23 protein-coding genes are annotated in these 25,520 nt (G+C 62.6%); 12 read left to right on the top strand and 11 right to left on the bottom strand.

Annotated elements, in window-relative coordinates; translation table 11 throughout:
* Window positions 1–54: 54 nt before the first annotated feature.
* Together HX855_RS06565 and HX855_RS06560 are read right to left on the bottom strand one after the other, a co-directional pair.
* Complete coding sequence (locus HX855_RS06565) at window positions 55–3,390, bottom strand: type III effector HrpK domain-containing protein (protein ID WP_177082748.1); 3,336 nt, start codon at window positions 3,388–3,390, stop codon at window positions 55–57.
* 131 nt (window positions 3,391–3,521) lie between these two features.
* Window positions 3,522–4,442, bottom strand: a complete 921-nt coding sequence (locus HX855_RS06560; RefSeq protein ID WP_177082746.1) for a histone deacetylase — start codon at window positions 4,440–4,442, stop codon at window positions 3,522–3,524.
* A 76-nt stretch (window positions 4,443–4,518) separates the two neighbouring features.
* On the opposite strand from HX855_RS06560, the gene HX855_RS06555 reads away from it, so the two are divergent.
* From HX855_RS06555 to HX855_RS06545, 3 genes are read left to right on the top strand one after another with little or no spacing between them, the layout of a single operon-like run.
* Window positions 4,519–5,088 (top strand): GNAT family N-acetyltransferase, encoded by a 570-nt coding sequence (locus tag HX855_RS06555; protein ID WP_177082744.1) that lies wholly within the window; start codon window positions 4,519–4,521, stop codon window positions 5,086–5,088.
* A gap of 41 nt (window positions 5,089–5,129) precedes the next feature.
* A complete protein-coding gene (gene tesB, locus HX855_RS06550) occupies window positions 5,130–5,999 on the top strand; it encodes an acyl-CoA thioesterase II (protein WP_010174840.1) in 870 nt (289 codons plus the stop codon).
* A complete protein-coding gene (locus tag HX855_RS06545; protein WP_177082742.1) occupies window positions 5,996–6,583 on the top strand; it encodes an HAD family hydrolase in 588 nt (195 codons plus the stop codon). The genes tesB and HX855_RS06545 overlap by 4 nt, the downstream gene beginning before the upstream one ends.
* A gap of 129 nt (window positions 6,584–6,712) precedes the next feature.
* Here the strand turns inward: HX855_RS06545 and HX855_RS06540 are convergent, their stop codons facing one another.
* The 3 genes from HX855_RS06540 to HX855_RS06530 all read right to left on the bottom strand — a co-directional run bounded on the left by HX855_RS06540 (window position 6,713) and on the right by HX855_RS06530 (window position 9,237).
* On the bottom strand, window positions 6,713–7,693 hold the full coding sequence (locus HX855_RS06540) for an alpha/beta hydrolase (protein WP_177082741.1): 981 nt from the start codon (window positions 7,691–7,693) through the stop codon (window positions 6,713–6,715).
* Window positions 7,694–8,584 (bottom strand): neutral zinc metallopeptidase, encoded by an 891-nt coding sequence (locus HX855_RS06535; protein ID WP_003215526.1) that lies wholly within the window; start codon window positions 8,582–8,584, stop codon window positions 7,694–7,696.
* Window positions 8,585–8,820: 236 nt separating this feature from the next.
* Entirely contained in the window at window positions 8,821–9,237 is a 417-nt protein-coding gene (locus HX855_RS06530) for a hypothetical protein (RefSeq protein WP_177082739.1), read from the bottom strand.
* Between the two features lie 186 nt (window positions 9,238–9,423).
* Here HX855_RS06530 and HX855_RS06525 point away from each other — a divergent pair, with 186 nt between their 5' ends.
* Complete coding sequence (locus HX855_RS06525) at window positions 9,424–10,302, top strand: DMT family transporter (RefSeq protein WP_003215531.1); 879 nt, start codon at window positions 9,424–9,426, stop codon at window positions 10,300–10,302.
* Window positions 10,303–10,307: 5 nt separating this feature from the next.
* On the opposite strand, the gene HX855_RS06520 is transcribed toward HX855_RS06525, so the two are convergent.
* The gene (locus HX855_RS06520) at window positions 10,308–11,642 is read right to left on the bottom strand and encodes an MFS transporter (RefSeq protein WP_177082737.1); all 1,335 of its coding nucleotides are present in this window, start codon (window positions 11,640–11,642) and stop codon (window positions 10,308–10,310) included.
* Between the two features lie 254 nt (window positions 11,643–11,896).
* On the opposite strand from HX855_RS06520, the gene quiC reads away from it, so the two are divergent.
* Both quiC and HX855_RS06510 read left to right on the top strand, forming a co-directional pair.
* A complete protein-coding gene (gene quiC / locus HX855_RS06515) occupies window positions 11,897–13,795 on the top strand; it encodes a 3-dehydroshikimate dehydratase QuiC (RefSeq protein ID WP_177082735.1) in 1,899 nt (632 codons plus the stop codon).
* Between the two features lie 71 nt (window positions 13,796–13,866).
* On the top strand, window positions 13,867–14,532 hold the full coding sequence (locus HX855_RS06510; RefSeq protein ID WP_177082733.1) for a TetR/AcrR family transcriptional regulator: 666 nt from the start codon (window positions 13,867–13,869) through the stop codon (window positions 14,530–14,532).
* Window positions 14,533–14,657: 125 nt separating this feature from the next.
* Here HX855_RS06510 and HX855_RS06505 read toward each other — a convergent pair whose 3' ends face one another.
* On the bottom strand, window positions 14,658–15,518 hold the full coding sequence (locus HX855_RS06505) for a shikimate dehydrogenase (RefSeq protein ID WP_177082731.1): 861 nt from the start codon (window positions 15,516–15,518) through the stop codon (window positions 14,658–14,660).
* Complete coding sequence (gene aroQ / locus HX855_RS06500; protein WP_087693554.1) at window positions 15,515–15,955, bottom strand: type II 3-dehydroquinate dehydratase; 441 nt, start codon at window positions 15,953–15,955, stop codon at window positions 15,515–15,517. The genes HX855_RS06505 and aroQ overlap by 4 nt, the downstream gene beginning before the upstream one ends.
* A 295-nt stretch (window positions 15,956–16,250) precedes the next feature.
* Between aroQ and HX855_RS06495 the strand changes: the two genes are divergently transcribed.
* Entirely contained in the window at window positions 16,251–16,679 is a 429-nt protein-coding gene (locus tag HX855_RS06495) for a DUF4160 domain-containing protein (RefSeq protein WP_177082729.1), read from the top strand.
* Entirely contained in the window at window positions 16,676–17,143 is a 468-nt protein-coding gene (locus HX855_RS06490; protein ID WP_177082727.1) for a DUF2442 domain-containing protein, read from the top strand. The genes HX855_RS06495 and HX855_RS06490 overlap by 4 nt, the downstream gene beginning before the upstream one ends.
* Before the next feature lie 57 nt (window positions 17,144–17,200).
* On the opposite strand, the gene trmA is transcribed toward HX855_RS06490, so the two are convergent.
* Window positions 17,201–18,280 (bottom strand): tRNA (uridine(54)-C5)-methyltransferase TrmA, encoded by a 1,080-nt coding sequence (gene trmA, locus HX855_RS06485; protein ID WP_177082725.1) that lies wholly within the window; start codon window positions 18,278–18,280, stop codon window positions 17,201–17,203.
* Window positions 18,277–19,572, bottom strand: a complete 1,296-nt coding sequence (locus tag HX855_RS06480; RefSeq protein ID WP_003215557.1) for an NCS2 family permease — start codon at window positions 19,570–19,572, stop codon at window positions 18,277–18,279. The genes trmA and HX855_RS06480 overlap by 4 nt, the downstream gene beginning before the upstream one ends.
* A 200-nt stretch (window positions 19,573–19,772) precedes the next feature.
* On the opposite strand from HX855_RS06480, the gene HX855_RS06475 reads away from it, so the two are divergent.
* The 4 genes from HX855_RS06475 (at window position 19,773) to HX855_RS06460 (ending at window position 24,016) form a co-directional block, all read left to right on the top strand.
* Complete coding sequence (locus tag HX855_RS06475) at window positions 19,773–20,219, top strand: DUF4879 domain-containing protein (RefSeq protein WP_177082723.1); 447 nt, start codon at window positions 19,773–19,775, stop codon at window positions 20,217–20,219.
* Between the two features lie 106 nt (window positions 20,220–20,325).
* Window positions 20,326–20,850 carry a (2Fe-2S)-binding protein gene (locus tag HX855_RS06470; RefSeq protein WP_177082720.1) on the top strand — a complete coding sequence of 175 codons (525 nt, stop codon included), beginning with the start codon at window positions 20,326–20,328 and terminating at the stop codon, window positions 20,848–20,850.
* Window positions 20,847–21,836, top strand: a complete 990-nt coding sequence (locus tag HX855_RS06465) for a xanthine dehydrogenase family protein subunit M (RefSeq protein ID WP_177082718.1) — start codon at window positions 20,847–20,849, stop codon at window positions 21,834–21,836. The genes HX855_RS06470 and HX855_RS06465 overlap by 4 nt, the downstream gene beginning before the upstream one ends.
* Window positions 21,833–24,016 (top strand): xanthine dehydrogenase family protein molybdopterin-binding subunit, encoded by a 2,184-nt coding sequence (locus tag HX855_RS06460; protein ID WP_177082716.1) that lies wholly within the window; start codon window positions 21,833–21,835, stop codon window positions 24,014–24,016. Before HX855_RS06465 ends, HX855_RS06460 begins: the two co-directional genes overlap by 4 nt.
* On the opposite strand, the gene HX855_RS06455 is transcribed toward HX855_RS06460, so the two are convergent.
* A complete protein-coding gene (locus HX855_RS06455) occupies window positions 24,013–25,251 on the bottom strand; it encodes an MFS transporter (protein WP_177082714.1) in 1,239 nt (412 codons plus the stop codon). The genes HX855_RS06460 and HX855_RS06455 overlap by 4 nt on opposite strands.
* Window positions 25,252–25,520 lie beyond the last annotated feature (269 nt).

The raw sequence follows: 25,520 nt of genomic DNA, 5'->3' as shown, positions 1-25,520 counted from the left end.
CAATAAGGAAAGGGCGCACATTGTAAGCAATGCGACGCCCTTGTGCAGGCGCTATCAGGCAAAGCCGGTGTTGGTGATGGGCGGGTACTCGTCGTCGCGGTCTTGCTGGGTGATCGGGCCGCCCGTCAGGCCGTATTTATCCAGGACCGGTACCAGGTCGCCAAAAAACTGGTCCTGTTGTTTTTCCCGTTTAACCACTTCGATGATCGGGAACACAAACGCGGTAACGATGCCCACACCCGCTGCCGCCCAGCCGAGCACGCCGGCAAAGGTCCCGGCGATGGCGGCGGCGTCGGCCACGCCGAACAGCCCTGCGCCGCCTTCGATGATTGAGGCCACCGCCGCACCCGTGCCCAGTGCGCCGCCGGTCAGCGAGAAGCCGGCGTTGAGTTTGTCCCCGGCAAACGCGCTGTTTACCCCGCTGATCAGGCCGAACACGCCACCGATAAAGCTACCGGTGCCGCCCACCAGTTTGCCGAGGTTGCCCAGGCGGTTGAGGCCGTCGGTGTTCTGCACCATCTTGCCGGTGGGGAAGTCGCCGATACCCTGGGGCTTGCTTGGGTCGATCGGCGTGGGCTTCCAGGTCATGCCATAACCGGCTTCCTTGGCGTATTTGGTGCCGCCTTCGGTGAGCAGGCCGGCAAACTGCATGCCCGCCGCCACGCGCCCGGCGTTGTCGGCCGGGCTGTTGCCGCCGGTGGCCGAACGCGCCGCCAATACGCCGCCGGCCAGCAGGGCGCTGCCGATGTGCAGCAGCCCCTGTTTATAGGCATCGCTGGCGTTGAGCTTGAGCCCATCAACAGCCTTGGGCAGCACGTCGCTGATCTTCTGGCCCTGGCGGTTTACGTCCCACATCGAGCGGATCAGCGAGATCACGTCCTGCGGTTTGATCTGCGCGCCGGTGGCGTCCTTGAACAGGTCGGGGTCGTCGGCCATGGCCTTGTCGATGATGGCCTCGGTCTTGGCCTCGTCGAAGTTGCCGTTGTCGTCGCCGAAGGCGCCTTTGAGTACGTCATCGCTGGCACCGTTGACCAACGTGTCGGAGACCGCCTGATTGACGTATTGCTGCACCGTCGAGGCGTCCTGGGCCGACACCTTGTCGCCAAGAAACTCCTTGAGCAGCGCGGCGTGGGCGGCGTATTGGCCGATGGCGGTCATCGGGTCGGCGTTCGGTTGGGCGAGGGCATCGTCCAGGTCCTTGCCGTTGAGGATATGGTCGGTGAAGTACTGTTGGATGTCCCCCGACTTGCCGGATTTGTCGGCAATGGCGGACAGGTCGACATTGCCGTCGCCGCCCAGGGCCAGGTCGGTCAGGGTGGCGTCGGTGCCGGCCAGGCTCAGGGCGTCCATCAGCGACAGCGGTTTGCCGTCGGCGTCCTGGGTGCCCAGGGCGGTGTTGATCACGTTGCCGCTGTTGATCTGGCTGTCCTGGTAGGCCTGCAGTTCGTGCTTGATCGCCGGGTCGCTGTTGGCAATATCCCGCATGCCGGAGGCCTGGTTTTGCGACAGGAAGGTCTTCACGTCCGGGTCAGCGGACAGCTGGCCGATGGCGGCGTCGAGTTGGTCGGTGACTTTGGACTTGGTCGGGTTGAGGTGGTAGACGCTGTCGGCCTCGATCCCGGCGTACAGGTCGCCGTCACCCACCTTGTCACTGGCGGCCATGCGCGCGCGGGCGTCGCTGATTTCCATCATCACCGCGGCCTTGGTCTTGCCGTCATAGTTCTCGGGATGTTGCAGCACGTCCTGGGTCAGCTTGGAAGTGTCGACATCCGCGACCGCGCTGCGCACCGAGGCGTTGCTGAGCATCATCAGCACGCCGTGGTCGTCTGTGGGGGCCTGGTTTTCCAGCCAGGCGCCGAGGTTTTTCTGCTGAACGATGCCGTCAGCGGTGGCGGTGGCGGGCAGGTCGCCGGCCATGTCGAGGGTGCGCAGCATGCCGGGGGTGGACCAATAGCCGGCGGCGCCGGTCAGTTCGGTGCTCAGGCCCGCGTCATCCTTGATCGCGTTGAGGTTGGTGGCGTTCAGGCTGCCATTGTTGGCGCGCTGGTTGTCGCCCTGCATTTGCGGGCCGGCGCTGCTGACGAGGGAAATATTGGCCATGACGATGGCGGCGGACTTGGCGTTTTCCTTGGCCAGGCTGCTGGCGTCGGGGTTCTTGCTGAGGAACTTGCTGTAGGAACTGGAGGCGGCCGACAGGTCCTTGTTCGACTGGCTGATGAATTTGTCCACATCGGCGTGGGTAATCACCCCGTCGCTCTTGCCCAGGCCGCCGCTGTCGAGGGCATTCATCAGGCTCGGGCTGCCCGCCAGGTACTTGAGGCACGCTTGGGCCTCGGGCGGCAGGTCGGCGGGCGGGTTGGAAAAGTCGATGGGGCGGTCGTGCAGGCCCCACGCGGTCCAGTTGTCGCTGAGCATTTTGGCGGCGGCGTGGGGGCGGTCCAGGTCGCGCTCTTCCTGGGTCGGCGCGCTGCCGGTGTTGCCGGCGATCGTGTCCCAGTCCTTGGCGCCGCTGGCGTAGGGGGAGTTGTCGATCCAACTGGTGTCGACCGCGCCGCCGGTGCCGAAGATGCCGTTCGACTCCTTGACCACCGAGGCGTACAGGTCGGGGCTCATGCTCTGGGACACAATGATTTTATCGCCGGAGGCGGTTTCATAGCGGATCAGGCCGTGGCCGAGTTCTTCCGGGGTGCCTACCAGGCTCACGCTGCCGGCTTCGTCGGCGCCGGCCAGGCGGTAGCCTGCGTTTTTGCTGTCGTTGATCAGGCCCCAGGTTTCACCGTCGGACTTCACTTGATCGTACAGGGCGGGGTTCACTTCCCGACTGACAATGACCTTGTCGCCTGACAAGGTTTCGTAGCGGATAAACCCCGGGCCTACTTCATCGGGCGGGCCGATTTCGGTGTAGGTGTCCAGCCCGGGCGCGGTGTCGCCGGCCTGGGCGATGCGGTAGCCGTCGGCCTTGCTCTGGTTCAGGGCGTTGACGCCGTCGACTTTGCTGGCCATGCCATCAAACAGATAAGGCGTCATCTGTTTGATAATGATGATGTCCTGGCCTTCGCGGGTCTTCAGGTCCAGCACGTTATCGGAGAGCTTGGTGATGCTGGCGATGTCGGCCAGGGGCACCCCGGTGTTGCTGATGTCGGCCAGGTTCGGGTCGTTGAGGTGGTCGATTGCCACCGGGTCGCCGCTGGCTTTGACGGCGGCGATCTTCTGGTCCCGGGTGTTGTCGGTGACCCCGGTGCTGGCCAGTACCTTGAAATCACGGGTGTTGGCCGGTTCCTTCTGGCCGGACAGTGCGCGATTTACCGCCATGTCGAAGGTCGCTGCGACCTTTTTCAACGCGTCATCATTGTCGGGGGTGGGGCCGCTGCCGATCTTGTAAGTTGCCATGCGCGAGTGCTCTGAACCGGAAAGACGTTCAGGGTGATCCTGGATTTTGGCAGTTTTGTTTCAGTGTGCGGGGGCGGGGGCAATTTGCACAATGATTCACACGGACAGGCTTTTTGGAGGGCGCGCGTGCCTCAGTGACAACCTGATGACGTCCAGACCCGCTGTGCACTGTGGTGCAAAATCCCGTGGCGCCGGGCCAGGGCCGGGCGGTCCTTGCTGTAGCCGCCGCCGATCACGCCGACCACCGGAATATCGCGGCCCAGGCAGTGGCGCATCACGCTTTCATCGCGGGCGGCCACGCCTTGGTCTGTCAGCTTGAGGTAACCGAGGGCGTCGTCCTTGTGCACATCTACGCCGGCGTCGTACAGCACCAGGTCGGGTTGATACAGCGGCAACAGGTAGTTGAGGGCGTCGTCGACGACCTTGAGGTAATCCGCGTCGCCCATGCCCATGGGCAACGGGATGTCCCAGTCGCTTTCGGCCTTGCGGGCGGGGAAGTTTTTTTCGCAGTGCAGGGACACGGTGATCGCGTCCGGCGTGTTGTGCAGGATACGTGCGGTGCCGTCGCCCTGGTGCACGTCGCAGTCGAAGATCAGCACCCGGTTGACCCGCCCGCTGGCCAGCAGGTAATGGCTGATCACGGCCAGGTCATTGAAGATGCAGAAACCCGCCGGGTAATCGTAGTGGGCGTGATGGGTGCCGCCGGCCAAATGGCAGGCCAGGCCGTGTTCCAGCGCCTGCTCGGCGGCCAGCAACGAGCCGCCCACCGCGCGCACGGTGCGCCGGGCCAAGGCTTCGCTCCACGGCAGGCCGAGGCGCCGTTGGTCTTCGCGGGACAACTCGCCGCTCATGTAGCGTTCGATATACCCAGGTTCATGAGCCAGGGCCAGAATCTCGGCTGGGCACAGTTGCGGGCGCAGCAGTTGGCTGTCCCGGGTCAGGCCGCTCTCCACCAGGTGGTCACGCAGCAGGCGGAACTTGTCCATGGGGAAGCGGTGGTCCGCCGGGAACTCGGGGCTGTAGTCGTCGTGGTAGATCAATGGCAAAGGCATGGCGATTTCTGACGGGAACCAGCGACGGATCTTAACAGCGCGTTACACTCACGCACATGGCAAGGGAGGGGGATCAATGGAGCCGATACTGGAATTGGAAAGCGCACGCCTGGTGCTGCGCCAATGGAGCGATGCCGACTTGCCGGAGTTTGCGCGCATGTGCGCCGACCCGCAGGTGATGCGGTATTTCCCGGCCACCTTGAGCCGCCTGGAAAGCGCCGCGCTGATCGGGCGCATTCGCGGCCATTTCGCCGAGTACGGCTTTGGCCTGTGGGCCTTGCAGCGCAAGGACAGCGGCGAATTCATCGGCCTCACCGGCTTGCTGAATGTGAGCTTCTACGCCCCGTTCACCCCGGCGGTGGAAATTGGCTGGCGCCTGGCCCGGGAGCACTGGGGCCTGGGTTACGCCAGTGAGGCCGCCTGGACCGCCCTGCGTTGTGGTTTCGACCGGCTGAAGCTGGACGAGGTCGTCGCGTTTACCACTGAAGCCAATCTGCCATCACAAAAAGTCATGCAGGCCATCGGTATGCATTACGATCCCCTGGCAGATTTTGAACACCCCAAGGTCGCAGCCGATGACCCGGTGCGGCATCATGTGTTGTATCGCATCACCCGCGCCCAATGGTTGGACACGCTGCACGGATAAGCAGCCCGGAATGCCCAATAGATTGTTGTAGGAGATGCTTTATGAGCCAAGTGTTGGAAGATCTGGTGGACCTGCTGACCCTGGAGCCGATCGAGGAAAACCTGTTTCGCGGCCGCAGCCAGGACCTGGGCTTTCGCCAGCTGTTCGGCGGCCAGGTATTGGGCCAGTCGTTGTCGGCGGCCAGCCAGACCGTTGAAGAAACCCGGCATGTGCATTCGTTGCACGGTTACTTCCTGCGCCCGGGCGATGCGGCGTTGCCGGTGGTGTATTCGGTTGACCGGGTGCGCGACGGCGGCAGTTTCAGCACGCGCCGGGTGACGGCGATCCAGAAGGGCAACCCGATTTTCACCTGCAGCGCCTCGTTCCAGTACGACGAAGAAGGCTTCGAGCACCAGACCACCATGCCGGTGGTGGTCGGCCCGGAAAACCTGCCGTCGGAGCTGGAGCTGACCCAACAGCGCGCGCACCTGATTCCTGAGCACATGCGCGAAAAGCTGCTGTGCCCCAAGCCGATCGAAGTGCGGCCGGTGACCGAGAAAGACCCGTACAACCCGCAGCCGTCCGACCCGGTCAAGTACGTGTGGTTTCGCGCGGATGGCGCCTTGGCCGACTCGCCGGCGCTGCACAAATACCTGTTGGCCTACGCCTCGGACTTCGGCCTGCTGACCACCTCGTTGCTGCCCCATGGCAAGACGGTTTGGCAGAAAGACATGCAAGTCGCCAGCCTCGACCATGCGCTGTGGTTCCACGCCGATTTGCGTGCCGATGACTGGTTGCTCTACGCCATGGACAGCCCGTGGGCCGGCAACTCCCGTGGGTTCTCCCGGGGCAGCGTGTACAACCGCGCCGGGCAATTGGTGGCGTCGGTCACGCAGGAAGGCTTGATTCGTCATCGCAAGGACTGGGCATGAGCCTGGCGGAAGTGAAGCATTGGGTGTTCGACATGGACGGCACCCTGACGGTGGCCGTGCATGACTTTGCGGCGATTCGCGTGGCGCTGGGTATTCCGGCGACTGACGATATTCTGACCCACCTGGCGGCGTTGCCTGCTGATGAAGCCGCCGCCAAACATGCCTGGTTGCTGGAGCATGAGCGCGAGTTGGCGCTGGGCTCGGTGGCGGCTGTCGGTGCGGTGGAGTTGGTGCGGGAATTGTCCGGGCGGGGTTATCGCCTGGGCATCCTGACGCGCAATGCGCGGGAGCTGGCCCATGTGACGTTGCAGGCGATCGGCCTCGCGGACTGCTTTGCGGTCGAGGATGTGCTGGGGCGTGATGATGCGCCGCCCAAGCCGGATCCGGGTGGGTTGCTGAAACTGTCGCAAGCGTGGGGCGTGGCGCCGCAAGCGATGGTGATGGTCGGTGATTACCGGTTTGATCTGGATTGCGGGCGGGCGGCGGGCACGAAGACGGTGCTGGTCAATCTGCCGGAAAACCCGTGGCCGGAACTGGCGGATTGGCATGCCGAGGATTGCGCGGTGTTGCGCCGGATGCTCTAACCCCAGGCAATGAAGATCAAATGTGGGAGCTGGCTTGCCTGCGATGCAGACACTGCGGTGTATCAGTAACACCCAGCGGATGCCATCGCAGGCAAGCCCGCTCCCACATTTTTGATCCGGTTTCGTCAGTTAGCGGGAGAACAACACCTTCTGCCCTTCAGGCGACGTAAACATCCCGTCCCCGTTATGCCCAACCCCCGGCACTTCAACCAGTTTGTGGCCCAACTGCGGGTGCCGCTGCTTGAGGTAGTCGAAGTAGTTGTGCCCGCGAATCAAGCGATACGCGCCCTGGGTTTCAGCCCCGCAGCTCTTGTCCAGTGCCGGGTGATTCGGGTCGGTGTCCTGCTGGCCCAAGAGGTAGGTGACATTGCGCGACACATACGCCTGCTCAAGCTGCTCGGCACTTTGCCCCTTGGCGTAGTCCGGCAGGTTCTGCATGCCGTACTTCCAGTCGTTGAAACCCGGGCAACTGGCGACGTCGAATTTCACCGGACGCTGCGGGCTGAAGTACGCGTAGGACGACGGGTTGGCCACCACATAACGCAGGCTGATGCCTTCGGTTTGCAGCAGCGGGTGATCATGGCCGGTCAAGGCAAAGCGCTGCACCACCTGGCCGCCACCGGAATGGCCGGCTACCACGATTTCCTTCAGGTTCGGGAAAAGCTTGCGGTTGCCCAGGTGCTTGATGATCTGGTCCAGGGCGCCATAGGAGCTGATCTGGCCCGGGCCGGTGGACGGCTCGCCGGCCATCCAGTCATTGCTGTTCCAGCGCAGGGTCTGGCTGTCGATCTGATTACGCTTGAGGTCGGTCTGGTTGAGAAACTGCGGTGCAATCACCAGGGTGTTGGCGTTTTGCCCCGCGGCTTCGGCGGCTTTTTCGCCGCTTTCCAGGTAGGTCATGGCGTTGCGCAAGCGACCATGCACGATGATCAGCGCACGGGTGACCTGAGGCAGCGGCTGGCGCCAGTCCTGGCTCAAGCCGACGCTGAGGTCGCCGGCATCCAGGTGAAAACGATCGGGACTGACCACCTTGACGCCATGCTCGGCGGCCCAGGTGGAGGAGGAACAGGTGATCAACAAACCTAACAGCAGACCCAGTCGTTTATTCATTTAAAGGCTCTTGGCGGTAAAGGTGTCGCATTGAGTGATCTGGCCCTGGGCGAAGCCGGTCTTGAACCAGCGAACCCGCTGTGCCGAGGTGCCGTGGGTAAACGAGTCAGGCACCACACGGCCCTGACCCTGTTGCTGCAAGCGGTCATCGCCAATGGCATTGGCCGCATTCAGTGCTTCTTCAATATCGCCGGGCTCCAGCCAGTTCAGGCGCTTTTGCGCCCGGTTGGCCCACACCCCGGCGAAGCAGTCGGCTTGCAGTTCCTGGCGCACCAGCAGGCCGCCGTCACCTTGCATCTGCCGGCCTTGCTGGCGGGCGGCCTGAATCTTCGCCGAGATGCCCAGCAGCGTCTGAACGTGGTGCCCGACTTCATGGGCGATCACGTAGGCCTGGGCGAAATCGCCGGCGGCCTTGAAGCGTTGGGACATTTCCCGGAAGAAATCCAGGTCCAGGTACACCTGCTGGTCTGCCGGGCAATAGAACGGCCCGCTGGCAGACGTGGCGCCACCGCAGGCGGAATTCACCCGGCCACGGAACAGAATCAATTTGGGGTTCTTGTAGGTCAGGCCGTTTTCCTGGAACACCTGGGCCCAGGTGTCTTCGGTGTCACCGAGCACGGCGCGCACGAAGTCGGCCTGTTCATCATTGGCCGGCGGCGCCTGGCGGGTTTGCGGGCTGACGGAGGGCGCTTGCTCGGTGAGTTGGCCGCTGAGTTGCCCGAGGATCTGCATCGGGTCCTGGCCGGTCAGCCAGCCGATGCCGACGATCAGCACGATCGCCGTCAGGCTCAGGCCTTTGCCGCCGCCAAAGCGCATGCCACCGCCACCGCCGCCACTGTCATCGCGGGCGTCCACCACGTTGTCGCTGCGTCGGCCTTTTTTCCATAGCATGTGGCAATCCTCTTGATGAACCTGCAGCTCAGTGTTGTTGGTGTGTCGGGTTGGCGCCAGTCCGGCTGTCGGTGGCGAGGGGGCTTGTCCCCCGTTGGGCTGCGCAGCAGCCCCAATAAGAACACCGAATTCCTCCAAAAAGAACACCCTGGCCTGTTATGGGGCTGCTGCGCAGCCCAACGCGGGGCAAGCCCGCTCGCCACAGGTGAGGGGTGTCCGGCGGGGAGTTGTTGGTGTCAGTCGCGGCAATACCCTTCACCGGTGTCGACGATCAGGCAATCCTTCTTGTCGGCCAGCCATTTCAGGCCGGTGGCTTCGCCGTCGCCGGCGCTCAGGATTTGCGGGCCGTCGGGGCGTTCAAAGGTGATGCCGTCTTCAGCGGCTTCGCCCTTGAAGGTGCCGGAATCATCGTCATCCAGGCCATATTTCATGGTCAGTACATAGTGGCCGCGGCCGATGCTGTCGTCCTTGGCGATGGTCAGGTTCAGGCCTTCGACGCCGATCCACTTGCCGACCCATTGGTCGGTGGGCAGCACTTGCGGTACCAACGTTGCCTGAATGGAGGGCGGGGCGGGTGTTTTGGCGGGCTCCGGGTGTTTATCGCAGGCGCTGAGCAGGGCAAGGGTCGAAAGCATAAACAGGGTTTTTTTCATGGTGCGAAGGCCTTGGTTAAAAAACGCGCAATGGACGGGCGGACGTGGAGCGTTGGACTGGATAACCGCAATTTAGTGCGCTGTTCGAACAGTGTTTGGTTATGCTCTTGAGCGAGGCGCGTCACACGTTCTAGATTATGCCGCGGTATGCGGCGGTCATTTCAGCCTGCCACTCAAGAGAATGCAATGACCCTCAGCACTCCACTTTCCGGCGTCAACCACCCGCTCAAAGGCATTTTGCTGATTGTGGTGGCCACCTTTCTGTTTTCCAGCCACGACGCGCTGTCCAAATACCTGGCCGGGTTTTACCCGATCGTGATGGTGGTGTGGGCCCGGTACCTGGTGCACACGCTGTTGATGGCCGGGATCTTCCTGCCGCAATCAGGCCTGCGGGTGCTGCGCAGCAAACGGCCGTTGCTGCAAGTGGCGCGCGCCTTGTGCCTGTTGGGCACCAGCCTGTTCTTCACGGCGGCGCTGCACTTTATCCCGTTGGCCGAGGCCACGGCGGTCAACTTTCTTGCGCCGATCCTGGTCACTGCATTGTCGGTGCCGCTGCTGGGCGAACACGTGACCCGCGGCCAATGGCTGGCGGTGATTTGCGGGTTTATCGGGGTGTTGATCATCGTGCATCCGGGGGGTGAGCTGTTCACGCCGGCGGTGTTGTTGCCGCTGACCTCCGCGCTGTTCTTCTGCTTTTACCAACTGCTCACGCGCATCCTCAGCAAGTACGACACGCCGACCACCAGCAACTTCTTCGCCGGGCTGTGCAACACCTTGGTGATGAGTGCCCTGGTGCCGTTCTTCTGGCAAGTGCCGAGCCTGTGGCATGGGGTGTTGATGCTGGCGCTGGGCACGTGCGGGATGACCGCACACTTGATGCTGACCCAGGCCTTCCGCTTCGCGGCGCCGGCACTGCTGGCACCGTTCGGCTACTGCCAGATCGTGTTTGCGGGGTTGTTGGGCTGGCTGGTGTTCAACCACACCCCGGACCTGACCACCGTGGTCGGGATCGGGGTGATTTGCCTGAGCGGGTTGGCCGCTGCCTGGCAGCAGCGGCGCAGGTAGGAAACTCAGACCTCGACGGTCGGAATCTTGCGCGGCGCCATGAAGTACATCCAAATCAGCGCGATGAAGTACATCGCCGGAATCAGGGTGAACAGCACGGTGTAGTTGTTGTTTGTCACCGTCAGGATATGGCCGACAATCTGGGTCATGAACATCCCGCCGACCGCCGCGCACATGCCGCCAAAACCAAACACCGTGCTCATCATGTGCTTGGGCGTGTAGTCCATCACCAGGCTCCAGATGTTGGCGGTCCAGGCCTGGTGCGCGCCGATGGCCAGGGAGATGGCAAACACCGCGACCCACAGTTGGCTGGAACCGGCGGCCATGATCACCCCGACGATGCAGCAGGCGAACAACAGCATGGATAACAGCCGCGCCTTGATCGGATTCATCCCGCGACCAATCAGGAACGAAGACAGAATCCCGCCGCCAATGCTGCCGAAATCCGCCGTCAGGTAAATGATGATCAGCGGGATGCCCATCTGGGTCACGTTGATGCCCAGGTTGTACTGCTGATTCAGGAACGGCGGCAGCCAATACAGGTAGAACCAGAACACCGGCGCGGTCATCGAGTAGGCGAGGGCGAAGGCCCAGGTGCCGCGCATGCGCAGGATACGGCTGAACGGCACGCGGGGTTGTTCCGGTTCGACTTCCTGTTGCACGTAGTCCAGTTCCGATTGCTTCACGCTCGGATGCTCTTCCGGGTTGTAGTACTTCAACCCCCAGAACACCAGCCAGATGGCGCCCAGTGCCGACATGCACAGGAACGCGGCCTGCCAGCCCCACACGTGGAGGATCAGCGGCAGCAGCATGGGTGTCATCATCGCGCCGACGTTGGTGCCGGCGTTGAAGATCCCGGTGGCCACCGCACGTTCGCCGGCGGGGAACCACAGGCGGGTGGTCTTGACGCAGGCCGGGTAGTTGGCGGCTTCGGTCAGCCCGAGGATAAACCGGCAGACCATAAAGCCCACCGCCGAGGTGGCCAGGCCATGGGCGCCGGTGGCCAGGCTCCACAGCAGCACCGCGCAGAAGAACACGCGCTTGACGCCGACCCGGTCGATCAACCGGCCCTGCAGCACAAAGCCGATGGCGTAACCCACCTGGAACCAGAAGTTGATGTTGGCGTAGTCCATCGCCGTCCAGCTCATTTCCTTGGCCAGGATCGGCTGCATGACGCCGAGTGCGGCGCGGTCAATGTAGTTCAGGGTGGTGGCGAAGAACACCAGGGCCAGCATGCCCCAGCGGGTTTTACCGACCGCCATGGCGCCACGGATTTTGTCGCCGATGCCGCTAGGGGAATTGCTGTGGCGCACGGCCACGGCGGGAGTTTGCGAAGGCATGAGGAAGTACCCGTTTTTTTGAAATTTTTATGGTGTGTTCAGGGTCTTGGTTAACCGAGGCCGCTCAACAGGAGCGGGACTCAATGTGTTGTCGATGGTGCGCAGTGGCTAAAAAATCGTCAATTCGCGGATTGCCATTCTGTTCGATAATCGCCCATAAAACTAACTGGTTCGTACATTTCAATTGCTGTGAGGGGTTTGGCGGCCAATAATTTGCCGTAAATAAGGCATGCCACACTACCGGGAGTCGCCCCATGCAACGCTCCATCGCCACCGTTTCCTTGAGCGGAACCCTGCCGGAAAAACTCGAAGCCATCGCGGCGGCCGGGTTTGATGGCGTGGAAATCTTCGAAAACGATCTGCTGTATTACGACGGCAGCCCGCGGGAAGTCAGGCAGATGTGCGCCGACCTCGGCATTGCCATCACCTTGTTCCAGCCGTTCCGGGATTTTGAAGGCTGCCGCCGCGACCGCCTGGCACGCAACCTGGAGCGAGCCGAGCGCAAGTTCGACTTGATGCAGGAACTGGGCACCGACCTGGTGTTGGTGTGCAGTAACGCGTCAGCCGATTCCGTCGGCGATGAACGCATTCTGCTGGATGACTTGAGCCTGCTGGCCGAACACGCCGGCCGCCGTGGCCTGCGCATTGGCTATGAAGCGCTGGCGTGGGGGCGGCATGTGAACACCTGGCAACAGGTGTGGAACCTGGTGCGCAAGGTCGATCACCCCAGCCTCGGCGTGTTGCTCGACAGCTTCCACACGCTGTCCCTCAAGGGCGACCCGAGTGCCATCGCCGAGATCCCCGGCGACAAGATTTTCTTTGTGCAGATGGCCGACGCGCCGATCCTGGCGATGGACGTGCTGGAGTGGAGTCGGCATTTTCGCTGCTTCCCCGGCCAGGGCGAATTTGACCTGGCGGGCTTCCTCGCGCCGATCATCAAGAGCGGTTATACCGGGCCGTTGTCCCTGGAGATTTTCAACGACGGCTTCCGCGCCGCACCGACCCGGGCCAACGCCGCCGACGGCCTGCGCTCGCTGCTGTACCTGGAAGAGAAGACGCGCCAGCGTTTGGAGCAAGAGGCGCCGCCGGCCCCCGAGATTCTGTTTGAAACCCCGGCCGCCAGCGAATACGACGGCATCGAGTTCCTGGAATTTGCCGTGGATGAAAACCTCGGTGCCAAGCTCACCTCATGGCTGGAGCGCCTGGGCTTCGTCAAGGCCGGGCAGCATCGTTCCAAGAGCGTCAGCCTGCTGCGCCAGGGCGATATCAACCTGATCCTCAATTGCGAACCCTATTCCTTCGCCCATAACTTTTTTGAGGCCCACGGCCCATCGTTGTGCGCCACGGCGATCCGCGTGAAAGACAGCGCCAAGGCCCTGGAGCGGGCGGTGGCCTACAAGGGCCAGCCGTACCGCGGCCTGGTCGGCCCCAATGAGCTGGAACTGGCGGCGGTGCGTGCACCGGATGGCAGCCTGATTTACCTGGTGGACCAGCATGAAGGCGGGCTCTACGACACCGATTTCAACCTGCAACCGGCGCGCGCGGCCAGCGGCGGCCTGCTGCGCATCGACCATATGGCGATGGCGTTGCCTGCCGACAGCCTCGACAGTTGGGTGCTGTTCTACAAGAGCCTGCTGGATTTCGAAGCCGACGATGAAGTGGTGCTGCCCGACCCCTACGGCCTGGTGAAAAGCCGCGCACTGCGCAGCCGGTGCAGCTCGATTCGCCTGCCGCTGAATATTTCCGAGAACCGCAACACCGCGATTTCCCACGCGCTGTCGAGCTATCGCGGCTCGGGTGTGCACCACATTGCCTTCGACTGTGCGGACATTTTCGCCGAGGTCAGCCGGGCCAAGGACGCCGGCGTACCGCTGCTGGATATTCCGCTGAACTACTACGACGATCTGGCGGCGCGGTTTGATTTTGATGACGAGTTCCTCAGCCAGCTCGCGTATTACAACGTGCTGTACGACCGTGATGCCCAGGGCGGTGAGCTGTTTCACGTGTACACCGAACCGTTTGAAGGCCGGTTTTTCTTCGAGATCATTCAGCGCAAGAACGGTTATGCCGGTTACGGTGCGGCCAACGTGGCGGTGCGTCTGGCAGCCATGGCCAAGTCCCGCAGCGGTGCGGCGCGCCAGGCCAGGTTGTAAGGTGCCGGCGCTTCCTTCGGCGTGCAGCGCGGCCCATAATCACCGCCTGCACCTAAGGCCGTGAGCGCACCATGACCCTGACTTCCGAGCTTCCCGCCGCGGCCCTTGCGCCGCGCAAGAGTCGCAAGAACAACCCGGAAAAGACCCGCGAAAACATCCTGCAGGAAGCCATCGTCGAGTTCGTCACGCAGGGCCTTTCCGGCGCTCGGGTGGACGCGATCGCCGAGCGCATCCAGACCTCCAAGCGCATGATCTATTACTACTTCGGCAGTAAGGAGCAGCTCTACGTCGAGGTGCTGGAGAAGCTCTACGGCGATATTCGCAACACCGAAACCCGGATGAACCTGACGGCCCTGGAGCCGCGGGAAGCGATCCGGCGGTTGGTGGAATTCACTTTCGATCACCACGATCAGAACGTGGATTTTGTGCGGATCGTGAGCATCGAGAACATCCACAACGCCGAGTATGTAAAACAGTCGACGTCCATCAAGGCGATGAACAGCAACATCCTCGAAGCCCTCGGCACCACGTTGCGCCGGGGCGCCGAGTTGGGTGTGTTCCGCGCAGGGCTGGAGCCGTTGGACGTGCACCTGCTGATCAACTCGTTCAGCTTTTACCGGGTGTCCAACCGCCACACCTTCAGCGAGATCTTTCAGATCGAGTTGTCGGATGAGGCGGTCAAGCAGCGGCACCGGGCGATGATCTGCGAGTCGGTGTTGCGCTACCTGCAGGCTTGAATTTAACACTGAACAAATGTGGGAGCCGGGCTTGCCCGCGATAGGATCAACTCGGTTTGTCTGAAGTACCGAGGTGCTTGCATCGCAGGCAAGCCAGCTCCCACATTTTGATCCGGTTCCTGCAGTTAGTGGTTCATGCTCTGGAAGTGCGCCAGCATCCGCTCAGCATCCGCCACTTCCCCACTGAACAACTCAAACGCCTTCACCGCCTGAAACACCGCCATGTGGCCACCATCCAGGGTGCGGCAACCCAGGGCGCGGGCGTTGCGCAGCAGTTCGGTCTCCAGCGGGAAATACACAATCTCGGCCACCCACACATCGGCGCGCAAGGTGTCCAGTGGCACCGGCATGCCCGGCAGCTTGGCCATGCCCATCGGCGTGGTGTTCACCAGGCCGTCGGCCTCGGCCATGGCACTTTCCAGGTCATTGCCCGCCTGCGCCCGGCCCGCACCGAAGTGCTGGTTGAGGTTGTCCGCCAGGCTGCGGGCGCGCTCGGCGTCCATGTCGAAAATGCTCAACCGTTCCACACCTTCCCCCAGCAGCGCATGGGCCACCGCCGCCCCGGCACCGCCGGCGCCCATCTGCACCACGCGTTTGCGAGCCACGTCACTCAAGCCCCGGCGAAAGCCTTCGGCAAAACCCAGGCAGTCGGTGTTGTGTCCGATTCGCTCACCATCCCGGAACACCACGGTATTCACTGCGCCGATGCCCCGCGCCTCGGGCGACAGGTCGTCCAGCAACGGCAGGATCGCCTGCTTGCAGGGGTAGGTGATGTTCAGGCCGGTGAAGTTCATCTGCTCGGCCGCCATCAGCAGGTCGGGCAGGGCGCGGGTGTCCGTTTGCAACTGATCGAGGTCGATCAGGCGGTACAGGTAACGCAGGCCCTGGGCATCGCCTTCGTGCTCGTGCAGGGCGGGCGTGCGGGAGGCCTGGATGCCCGCGCCTATCAGGCCGGCGAGGATTCGACGTTTGGACACAGGGTTCATCCCTTCAAGGTCTTGCTGAAATGTTCAAGGGCCAGGTGATAACCATGGCTGCCAAAACCGGCGAGCACGGCCTTGGCGATAGGCGATACAAACGAGTGATGACGGAACGCTTCCCGGGCATGCACGTTGGACAAATGCACTTCGATTACCGGCACTTCACTGGCCACCAGCGCGTCGCGGATGGCCACCGAGGTGTGGGTCCAGGCCGCCGGGTTGATCACGATGCCGGCGCAACGGGCGCGGGCGCCGTGGATCCAGTCCAGCAGTTCGCCTTCGTGGTTGGTCTGGCGGAACTCGACTTTCAACCCGAGCTGTTCAGCGCTGCGGCCACACAGGGCGGCGAGGTCGGCGAGGGTTTCATGGCCGTAGGTGGCGGGCTCGCGAGTGCCGAGCAGGTTGAGATTGGGGCCGTTGAGCACCAGCACGATGGGCGGCATAAAGGGGTCTCCACTGTTGTTTTTGTCGGTGGAGTTAAAATGTACTGAATGGTTAGTTTGGTCAATCGACGGGGTGGGAAACGGGCGATTATCGAACGCCAATTGAAAGCGGGTGTGACGAGGATTCTCGCGCGTTGGGCGTTGGGCACTGTTTCCATGAACGGTTACAACACGGCGTTCGACGAATGGGGGCCTGCGACTAGCCTGTGGCGATAACTCCAGCAGGCGCTGCCGCTTGTCGGGCTGCAGGAGGAAAGTGTTACCTGGCAGAAAATAACCTAACGGATGGGTTAAGATGAAAGTAGGCACTTACAAAGGACATGTGATTGCGGTGTTTCTCAGGGATGAGCATTGCCCACCCCATGTGCATGTGGCTGGCAGGGAATGGAATGCGAGGTTTCGTTTTAGCTTTCTGGATGGCCGGGTGGAGTTGTGGGATGTGGACCCTGAAGGGAGGCGGCCAACGACAGCGGTCCTGGAGGGAATACGCGAGGCAATAATGCAGCGGCACTACCTGGCGCGGGCACGCAGGATTTGGTGGGAAAAGCTGCAAACAGTGTGTCTGGAGAATCACTCCTGGGATTGGGACGCCGGTGAGGTGTTACCCGGGTTGATCATTCAGCGGGGTGTTTATGTGATCGCACATGCCCGGCACGACGTCGTGGGGCAGAAAACCATTCTGAATCTGGTCAGGGCGCCGGGTTTTGTAGAGATCGACTTATGAAAAAAATCGTAAAAGCCAACGTTCTACCGTACGTACCGATCACCGAGGCCGATATCGACGCGGCGATAGACCGGGGGCGCAGGTCAAAGCGTCTGTACGCCAACGCCAGTAACGTGCGTTATGAGAATGACTGCCTGTCCATTGGCTTCAGCGACGGCAGTCGCATCCTGTTGCCGGTGGCGGGCCTGCCGGAGTTCGACGGGTTTACCTTGCAGGATTTCCAGCAGTTGGACGTCGGGTTTGGTGGCAGGGCGGTTTGCTGTGAGGCCCGGGACCTGGATGTTTCCATCACGGGCCTTATCGCCACAAGCGCGCCTTTAATGGCCCTGGCGACAAGCCTGGTGGCCTCCCACAACGGTCGCAAGAGCAGCGCCGCCAAATCCGCTGCCGCCCGAGCCAATGGCAAGAAGGGCGGGCGGCCACGCAAGGAGGTGCTGGAAGACGGTGATTCAACTGAGACATGAGTACCAATGTGAGGGCTGGACAGCTCCCACATTGGATACGTTCAGTGGCCTGGGTACTTAACGCCGGGTCAGCAACACGCCCGATTCCATGTGGTGGGTCCACGGGAACTGGTCAAACATCGCGCACTGGGTAATCCGGTGCGTGTCATGCAGTTGCGCAATGTTCGCCGCCAGCGTCTCCGGGTTGCAGGAGATGTACAGGATGTTTTCGAAGCGCCGGGTCAGTTCGCAGGTGTCCGGGTCCATGCCCGCACGCGGCGGGTCGACGAACACGCTGCCGAACTCGTAGCCCTTGAGGTCGATGCCGTGCAGGCGTCGGAACGGCCGCACTTCGTTCAAGGCTTCGGTCAGTTCTTCAGCAGACAAACGCACCAGGGTGACGTTATCCACCGCGTTTTCATCGAGGTTGCTCAGGGCCGCGTTCACCGAAGTCTTGCTGATCTCGGTGGCCAGCACTTTGCGTACGCGGGTAGCCAGGGGCAGGGTGAAGTTGCCGTTGCCGCAGTACAGCTCCAGCAAATCATCACGGCGATCGCCCAGGGCTTCGTACGCCCAGTTGAGCATCTTCTGGTTCACCGTGCCGTTGGGCTGGGTGAACGCGCCTTCGGGCTGGCGGTAGCTGAAGGTGCGCCCGCCAACGTCGAGTTTCTCGACCACGTAATCGCGGCCGATCACGTCACGCTTGCCCTTGGAACGGCCGATGATGCTGACATTCAGATCAGCCGCCAGCTTGTTCGCGGCGGTGTGCCAATGCTCGTCCAGCGGGCGGTGATAGCACAGGGTGATCATCGCATCGCCCGCCAGGGTGGTGAGGAACTCCACCTGGAACAGCTTGTGGCTCAGGGCGGCGCTGGCTTGCCAGGCGGCCTTGAGCTGCGGCATCAACTGGTTGATGCGCAGGCTGGCAATCGGGAACTCTTCGATGAGGATCGGCGTGCGCTTGTCATCCTGGGAGAACATTGCGTAGTGGCGCTCACCGCCTTCGCGCCACAGGCGGAACTCCGCCCGCAGGCGGAAGTTCTGCAAGGGCGAGTCGAACACCTGAGGCTCCGGCGCGTCGAACGGCGCCAGCAGGTCACGCAAGCGCGTGACCTTGTCTTGCAGTTGAACGGTGTAGCTTGCGGCGTCAAAAGTCATGCGTTGAACCAGCCCAGCTTGATCACAAACAGAATCGACAGGATCACCAGCGCCGGGTTCAGCTCACGGTAGCGGCCCGAAAGCAGCTTGATGGCGGTCCAGGCGATGAAACCGAAGGCAATGCCGTTGGCGATGGAATAAGTGAATGGCATCGCCAGGGCGGTGATCACCACCGGTGCGGCGACGGTGATGTCGTCCCAGTCGATTTCGGCCAGGCCCGAGGTCATCAGCACGGCCACAAACAGCAGCGCCGGCGCGGTGGCGAAGGCCGGTACGCTGGCCGCCAGTGGCGAGAAGAACAGCGCCAGCAGGAACAGGATCGCGACCACAACGGCCGTCAAACCGGTACGGCCACCGGCGCTCACGCCTGCCGCCGATTCGATATAGCTGGTGGTGGTGGAGGTGCCCAGCAGGGAGCCGGCCATGGCGGCAGTACTGTCGGCGATCAGCGCACGGCCCATCTTCGGCATGTGGCCGTCCTTGCCCATGAGACCTGCGCGCTTGGCGACGCCGATCAGGGTGCCGGAGTTGTCGAACAGGTCGACGAACAGGAAGGCGAAAATCACGCTCACCAGACCGATGTCCAGCGCGCCTTTAATGTCCAGCTGCAGGAAGGTCGGGGCCAGCGAAGGTGGCATCGACATCACGCCGCCGAACGGGGTAAAGCCCAGCACGATGGAGGCGATGGTCACCACCAGGATGCCGATCAACACTGCGCCGCGCACTTTCAGGGCTTCCAGCGCAACAATCAGCGCGAAACCCAGGGTGGCTAGGATCGGCGCCGGTTGTTTCAGGTCGCCCAGGCCCACCATGGTGGCCGGGTTGCTGACCACGATGCCGGCGTTGTGCAGGGCGATCAGCGCCAGGAACAGGCCGATACCCGCCGCAATCGCCGAGCGCAGCGGCAACGGGATGCTGTTGATGATCCATTCACGGATGCGGAAGATCGACAGCAGGAAGAACAGCACCGCCGAGATGAACACCGCCCCCAGCGCCACTTGCCAGGTATGGCCCATGTGCAGGACCACGGTGTAGGTGAAGAACGCATTGAGGCCCATGCCCGGTGCCAGGGCAATCGGGTAGTTGGCGATCAGGCCCATCACGGTGGAGCCGATGGCGGCCGCCAGGCAGGTCGCAACGAAGACCGCGCCCTTGTCCATGCCGGTCTCGCCGAGAATGCTCGGGTTGACGAACAGGATGTAGGCCATGGCCAGGAAGGTGGTGACGCCCGCAAGAATCTCGGTGCGCACATTCGTATTGTGTGCCTTGAGTTGAAACAGCTTTTCCAGCATGCCTGCTCCCAGTGACGCTATTTTGCGTCGTTATTTGTTGACCTCTAAGTCAAAGCACAAACTGCGCCAAGCGCCTGTGGTTCCAGAGAGGATCGGAAAAAGCGGCGCATCATACCAGCAGCCGAGGGCCAGTGGCGCATAGGCTTGATCATGGCCTTGAGGCATACTGCGCCGACGTTTATTACAGGGTCATCGACAGCATGAAAAAAGCCAGCGCCTGGAGTCTAGCTCTGTTCGGTTGTATCGGCCTGTGGCTCGGCGCAGCACCGGCTTGGGGCGCGCCTGCACCGGCGTTGAGCGAGGTGCGGGTATTCAAGGTGCAGTCGGCCACGTGCACGGAAACCATCCCTGAACGAGCGGCCAGCACCCAGATGTGCACGCACCGCGGGCAAACGCTCGTGTACGTGATGGAGGTCGGCTTGGGCAACAGCTCCCAGGCGTTCTTCGATGGCGCCTCGCTGTCGGGCAGCCGGACGCCGATCTGCCAGGTGGGCTCCATCAGCCAGGCGTGCAGTGGCGCCGGCAGGTTGATGGGCTACATCTATGCATTCCAGGTGGATATCGAAGCCGGTGGCACGTTCCAGTACAGCAACACCTCGATCAACGCACCGCGCAACCAGCTGGTGACGACCCTCAGCATTCGTTGATCGCCACCCATCAATTGTCTTGAACGCTCATAACCCCCGCCAGTCGTACCGCTAAGACGGCGACTTTCCTGAACGCCGCGATTGCACACCAATCCGTGAGGTGTTTATGAGCGCGACCCCCGACGTTGCTGCGGCCAAGCCGTTTGTTACTCATCCGATAAGCCTGATGCTCAATCGCCGAGACATCCAATTGGATGTGTTGCCTTGGACCACCCTGCTGGACCTGCTGCGCGAACAGCTGGACCTGACCGGCACGAAGAAGGGCTGCGACCACGGTCAGTGCGGCGCCTGCACGGTGTTGCTCAACGGCAAGCGGGTGAACGCCTGCCTGACACTGGCGGTGATGTGCGACGGCGCCGAGTTGACCACCATCGAAGGCCTGGCCTCGGGTGAAAGGCTGCACCCGATGCAACAGGCTTTTATCAAGCACGATGCTTTCCAGTGCGGCTACTGCACGCCGGGGCAGATTTGTTCGGCGGTGGGCCTGGCCCGTGAAGGCCGAGCCTGCAACACGGCGCAAATTCAGGAGCTGATGAGCGGCAACCTGTGCCGCTGCGGTGCCTACAACAACATTCGCGACGCCATCGAAGAAGCCTTGCCGGCGTGCCGCACCCAGGGCGGTGAACAATGAATCCCTTCCATTACAGCAAACCGGCCGATGTGCAGGAGGCGGTGCATCTGGCCAGCCCGGTGTCGCGCTTTATCGCCGGCGGTACCAACCTGCTGGACTTGATGAAAGAGAACATCAGCCGCCCCGAACACCTGATCGATATCACCGGCCTGCCCCTTCGCGACGTTGAAGAAACCACCGAGGGCGGCCTGATGATCGGCGCCTTGGTGAGCAACGCCGACCTGGCCTGGCACCCGCTGATCGAACAACGCTACCCTCTGCTGTCCCAGGCGATCCTCGCGGGCGCGTCGCCGCAATTGCGCAACATGGCCAGCACCGGCGGCAACCTGTTGCAGCGCACCCGTTGCTACTACTTCTATGACGCCGCCGTGCCCTGCAACAAACGCGAACCCGGCAGCGGCTGCCCGGCGCGGGTCGGTTTGAACCGCATCCACGCGATCCTCGGCGCCAGCGACCAGTGCGTCGCCACCCATCCCTCGGACATGTGCGTGGCCCTGGCCGCCCTGGATGCCCGGGTGCATGTGCAAGGCCGAGGCGGTGCGCGGGTCATCGAGTTTGCCGACTTCCACCGGTTGCCGGGCGATGCGCCCCAGCGGGATAACCAGCTGGCCGACGACGAATTGATCACGGCGATCGAGTTACCCGCCGACCACCTGGCTGCCCACAGCCACTACCTGAAAGTCCGCGACCGGGCGTCTTATGCCTTCGCACTGGTATCCGTTGCGGCAGCGCTGGAGTTGGACGGCGATGCGATCGTGGATGCCCGGCTGGCCCTGGGCGGCGTCGCCCACAAACCCTGGCGGGACCGCGCAGTGGAGGCGGCGCTGATCGGCCAGTCCGTCAGCCGCGAAACTTTCAGCGCCGCCGCCGAAGCCATGCTGCAAGACGCCGAGCCTTTGGAACACAACGGCTTCAAGATCAAACTGGCACGCCGCGCGATCATTCGCGCCCTGAGCGATGCCGCTGTTGCAGGAGCCACATCATGAGTGCGATCGGCCAACCATTGGACCGGGTGGATGGTCTGCTCAAGGTCACCGGGCAAGCGCGTTATGCCGGTGAGTTTGCCGAAGATGGCCTGCTGCACGGCAGCGTGGTGTCGAGCAACATCGCCAAGGGGCGCGTCATTCGCATCGATGCGTCCAAAGCCCTGGCGCTGCCGGGTGTGGTGATGGTGCTCGATCACCTCAACCGCCCGAAACTGGCCAGTTACGATGACAGCTACGCCGACGCCGATGCCGCCGACGGCTCGCCGTTTCGCCCGCTGTATAACGACCGCGTGCTCTACAGCGGCCAGCCGTTGGCGTTGGTGATTGCCGACAACCTCGAACTGGCCCGCCACGCCGGTTCCCTGGTGCAGATCGAATACGCAGCCGAGCCCGCCGAGACCGACCTGCTGGCCTTGCAGGGCCAGGCGCACCTGTCGCCGCAAACACCGCCCACGCCGCGGGGCAACTTCCAGGCTGAATGGACCGGCGCTGCCACCCGCCTGGATCTGCACTACAGCACGCCCATCGAACACCACAACCCGATGGAGCCCCACGCCAGTACCGTGCTGTACCAGCCGGATGGCACCCTGCATATCCACGACAAGACCCAGGGCCCGCAGAATTGCCAGGCCTACGTGCAAAAAGTCTTTGGTCTGGATAAAAGCCAGGTGCGGATCTTTGCCGCATTCGTCGGCGGTGCTTTTGGTTCCGGCCTGCGCCCGCAGTACCAACTGCCGTTGGCGGTGATGGCCTCGCTGGCATTGAAACGCTCGGTGCGCGTCACCCTGACGCGCCAACAGATGTTCACCTTCGGCTATCGCCCGCGCACCTTGCAGCGCCTGCAATTGGGTGCTGCCGCGAATGGCCGCTTGCTTGCGCTGGGCCACACCGCCATCGGCCAGACCTCGCGCTTCGAGGACTTCAGCGAACACGTGGTGGAATGGAGCGGCATGCTTTATCACTGCGACAACGTGCAGCTGACCTACAAACTGGTGCCGCTGGATGTGTTCACGCCGTTGGACGTGCGTGCGCCGGGTGCCGCCCTCGGGGTGGTCGGCCTGGAGTGCGCCATGGACGAACTGGCCTGCGCCCTGGGCATCGACCCGGTGCAGTTGCGGTTGATCAACTATGCCGAGCGCAATCAGAACGAAGACAAGCCCTGGTCCAGCAAGGCCTTGCGCGAATGCTACAGCGAAGGTGCCGAACGGTTCGGCTGGAGCCAGCGCAACCCGGAGCCGCGGAGCATGCGTGATGGCCGTCAGCTGATTGGTTGGGGCATGGCCGGTGGCGTGTGGGAAGCCCTGCAAATGAAGGCCAGCGCCAAGGCGCGCATCGACCACCTCGGCAAACTCACGGTCAGCAGCGCCACAACGGATATTGGCACCGGCACTTACACGGTCATGGCCCAGATTGCCGCCCAGGCCAGTGGCGTTCCAGTGGGAGACGTGACGTTTCTGCTGGGTGACTCATCACTGCCGACGGCACCGTTGCAGGGTGGCTCGTTTACCGTGTCGTCGGTGGGCAGCGCGGTGCAGCAGGCATGTGAGGCGTTGAATGCCACGCTGTTGGACATTGCGCGCAGGACTTACCCGGCCTTTAAAGACGCTGAGTCGGCGCGGTTTGAAAATGGCCAGTTGCATGCCGGTGACCAGCACATCTCCCTCGCGCAACTGGTGCAGGACAGCGGCGAACAGGCGCTGGAAGTGCAGGTGGATTGCGAGCCGGGCAAACAGCGAGAAGGCTATGCCTGCGCCACGCATTCGGCGGTGTTTGTCGAAGTGCGGGTGGATGAGGACTTGGGCACCATCAAGGTCAGCCGGGTGGTCAGTGCGATTGCGGCGGGGAGGGTGGTTAATCCGAAAATGGCCCGTAGCCAGATCCTTGGCGGGGTGGTCTGGGGGATTGGCATGGCGTTGCATGAAGAGACCCAGATTGATCATCAACTGGGCCGCTACATGAACCACAGCCTGGCCGAATACCACATTCCGGTAAACGCGGATATCGGCGAGATTGACGTGCTGTTCGTCGAAGAACGCGACGAAATCGTCAACGCGTTGGGTTCCAAGGGCGTTGGCGAGATCGGGATTGTCGGGGTAGCGGCGGCGGTGGCCAACGCGGTGTATCACGCCACCGGCAAGCGGGTGCGGGACTTTCCCGTCACCCTCGACAAGGTGTTCTAAACCTTGGGTTCTTCCATCGGCACATGCATGCGGTCGCGGTTGGCCAGGGTCGGGAACAGTTTGATCCAGACCCCGGTCACCACCAGCGTGCCGATCCCGCCCATGACCACCGCCGGCACGGTGCCGAACCAGTGGGCGGTGATCCCGGATTCAAACTCGCCCAACTGATTCGACGCGCCGATAAACAGGCCGTTGACCGCACTGACCCGGCCACGCATTTCATCCGGGGTTTCCAGTTGCACGAACGAGGCGCGGATCACCATGCTGATCATGTCCGCCGCGCCCAATACCACCAGCACGGCCAGGGAGAACCAGAACGAGGTCGACAGGCCGAACGCAATGGTGGCGACACCGAACACGCCGACGGCGGTAAACATGATCCGCCCCACATGCCGGTCCACCGCGAACCGTGCGAGCCACAACGACATGATCAACGCCCCGACCGCCGGCGCCGAACGCAGCAGCCCGAGCCCCCACGGCCCGGTCAGCAGAATGTCCTTGGCAAACACCGGCAGCAGCGCCGTGGCGCCGCCCAGCAGTACGGCAAACAGGTCGAGGGAAATCGCCCCGAGGATGTCCGGCCGGCTGCGGATAAAGCGAATCCCTGCCAGCAGCGAATCCATGGTGGCCTTGGCCTTGTTCAGCGGCGTTTGCCGGGCGGGCAGGTTCAGGGTCAGCACACAGGCGATCAGGTACAGCACCACGGTGGGGCCATACACCCAGACGCTGCCAAAGGCGTAGAGCAAACCGCCCAGGGCCGGCGCCACGATGGTCGCCAATTGTTGCGCCGACTGCGACGACGCTACTGCGCGGGGAAACAGCGCGGTGGGCACGATGCTTGGCAGCAGGGCCTGGGTGGTGGGCATTTCAAACGAGCGCGCTGCGCCCAGCAGGAACGCCAGGATGAAAATCATCTCGCGGGTGACGTTGCCGGTCAGTCCGCCAATTGCCAGGGACAGCGCGATCAAGGCCTGCACGGTCTGGCAGATGGCCGCGACCTTGCGCCGTTCATAGCGGTCGGCCACATGGCCGGTGTGCAGCATGAACAGCACTCGCGGCACGAACTCCACCAGGCCGACCAAGCCCAGGTCCAGTACATTGCCGGTCAGTTGGTAGAGGTTCCAGCCGATGGCCACGGTGAGCATCTGGAAGCCGCTGGCGGTAAAGATCCGCGCCAGCCAGAACGCGATGAAAGGGCGGTGGTGACGTAACAGCAGCGCGGGTTCACTGGGCATCGGGGAGGCAGGTCTGGGTGGGGGGAAACTGAGGTTATCACCAACTTGTAACTAATGGTTGCGTAGGTGGGGTGGGGGGGGAGATATGTACGCCTGACTGAGTACATATCCGTTATTTAGGTAACGGCGGCTTATGGTTCCGCTCTTACAGCGGGTCACTTTTGGCAAACGCCCCAAAAGTAACCAAAAGGTCTTTGCCCCACCACTCGGTGCCTCGCCTAGGCTCGGCATGCCCGCACTCCGGCCCGGTTGCGCGGGCCGCCGCGATG

This window comes from Pseudomonas sp. IPO3778 (assembly GCF_013386825.1).
In the GTDB taxonomy this organism is placed as follows: Bacteria; Pseudomonadota; Gammaproteobacteria; order Pseudomonadales; family Pseudomonadaceae; genus Aquipseudomonas.
The sequence above is the reverse complement of the archived record's forward strand: the minus strand, read 5'-3'. Positions and strand labels throughout refer to the sequence as shown.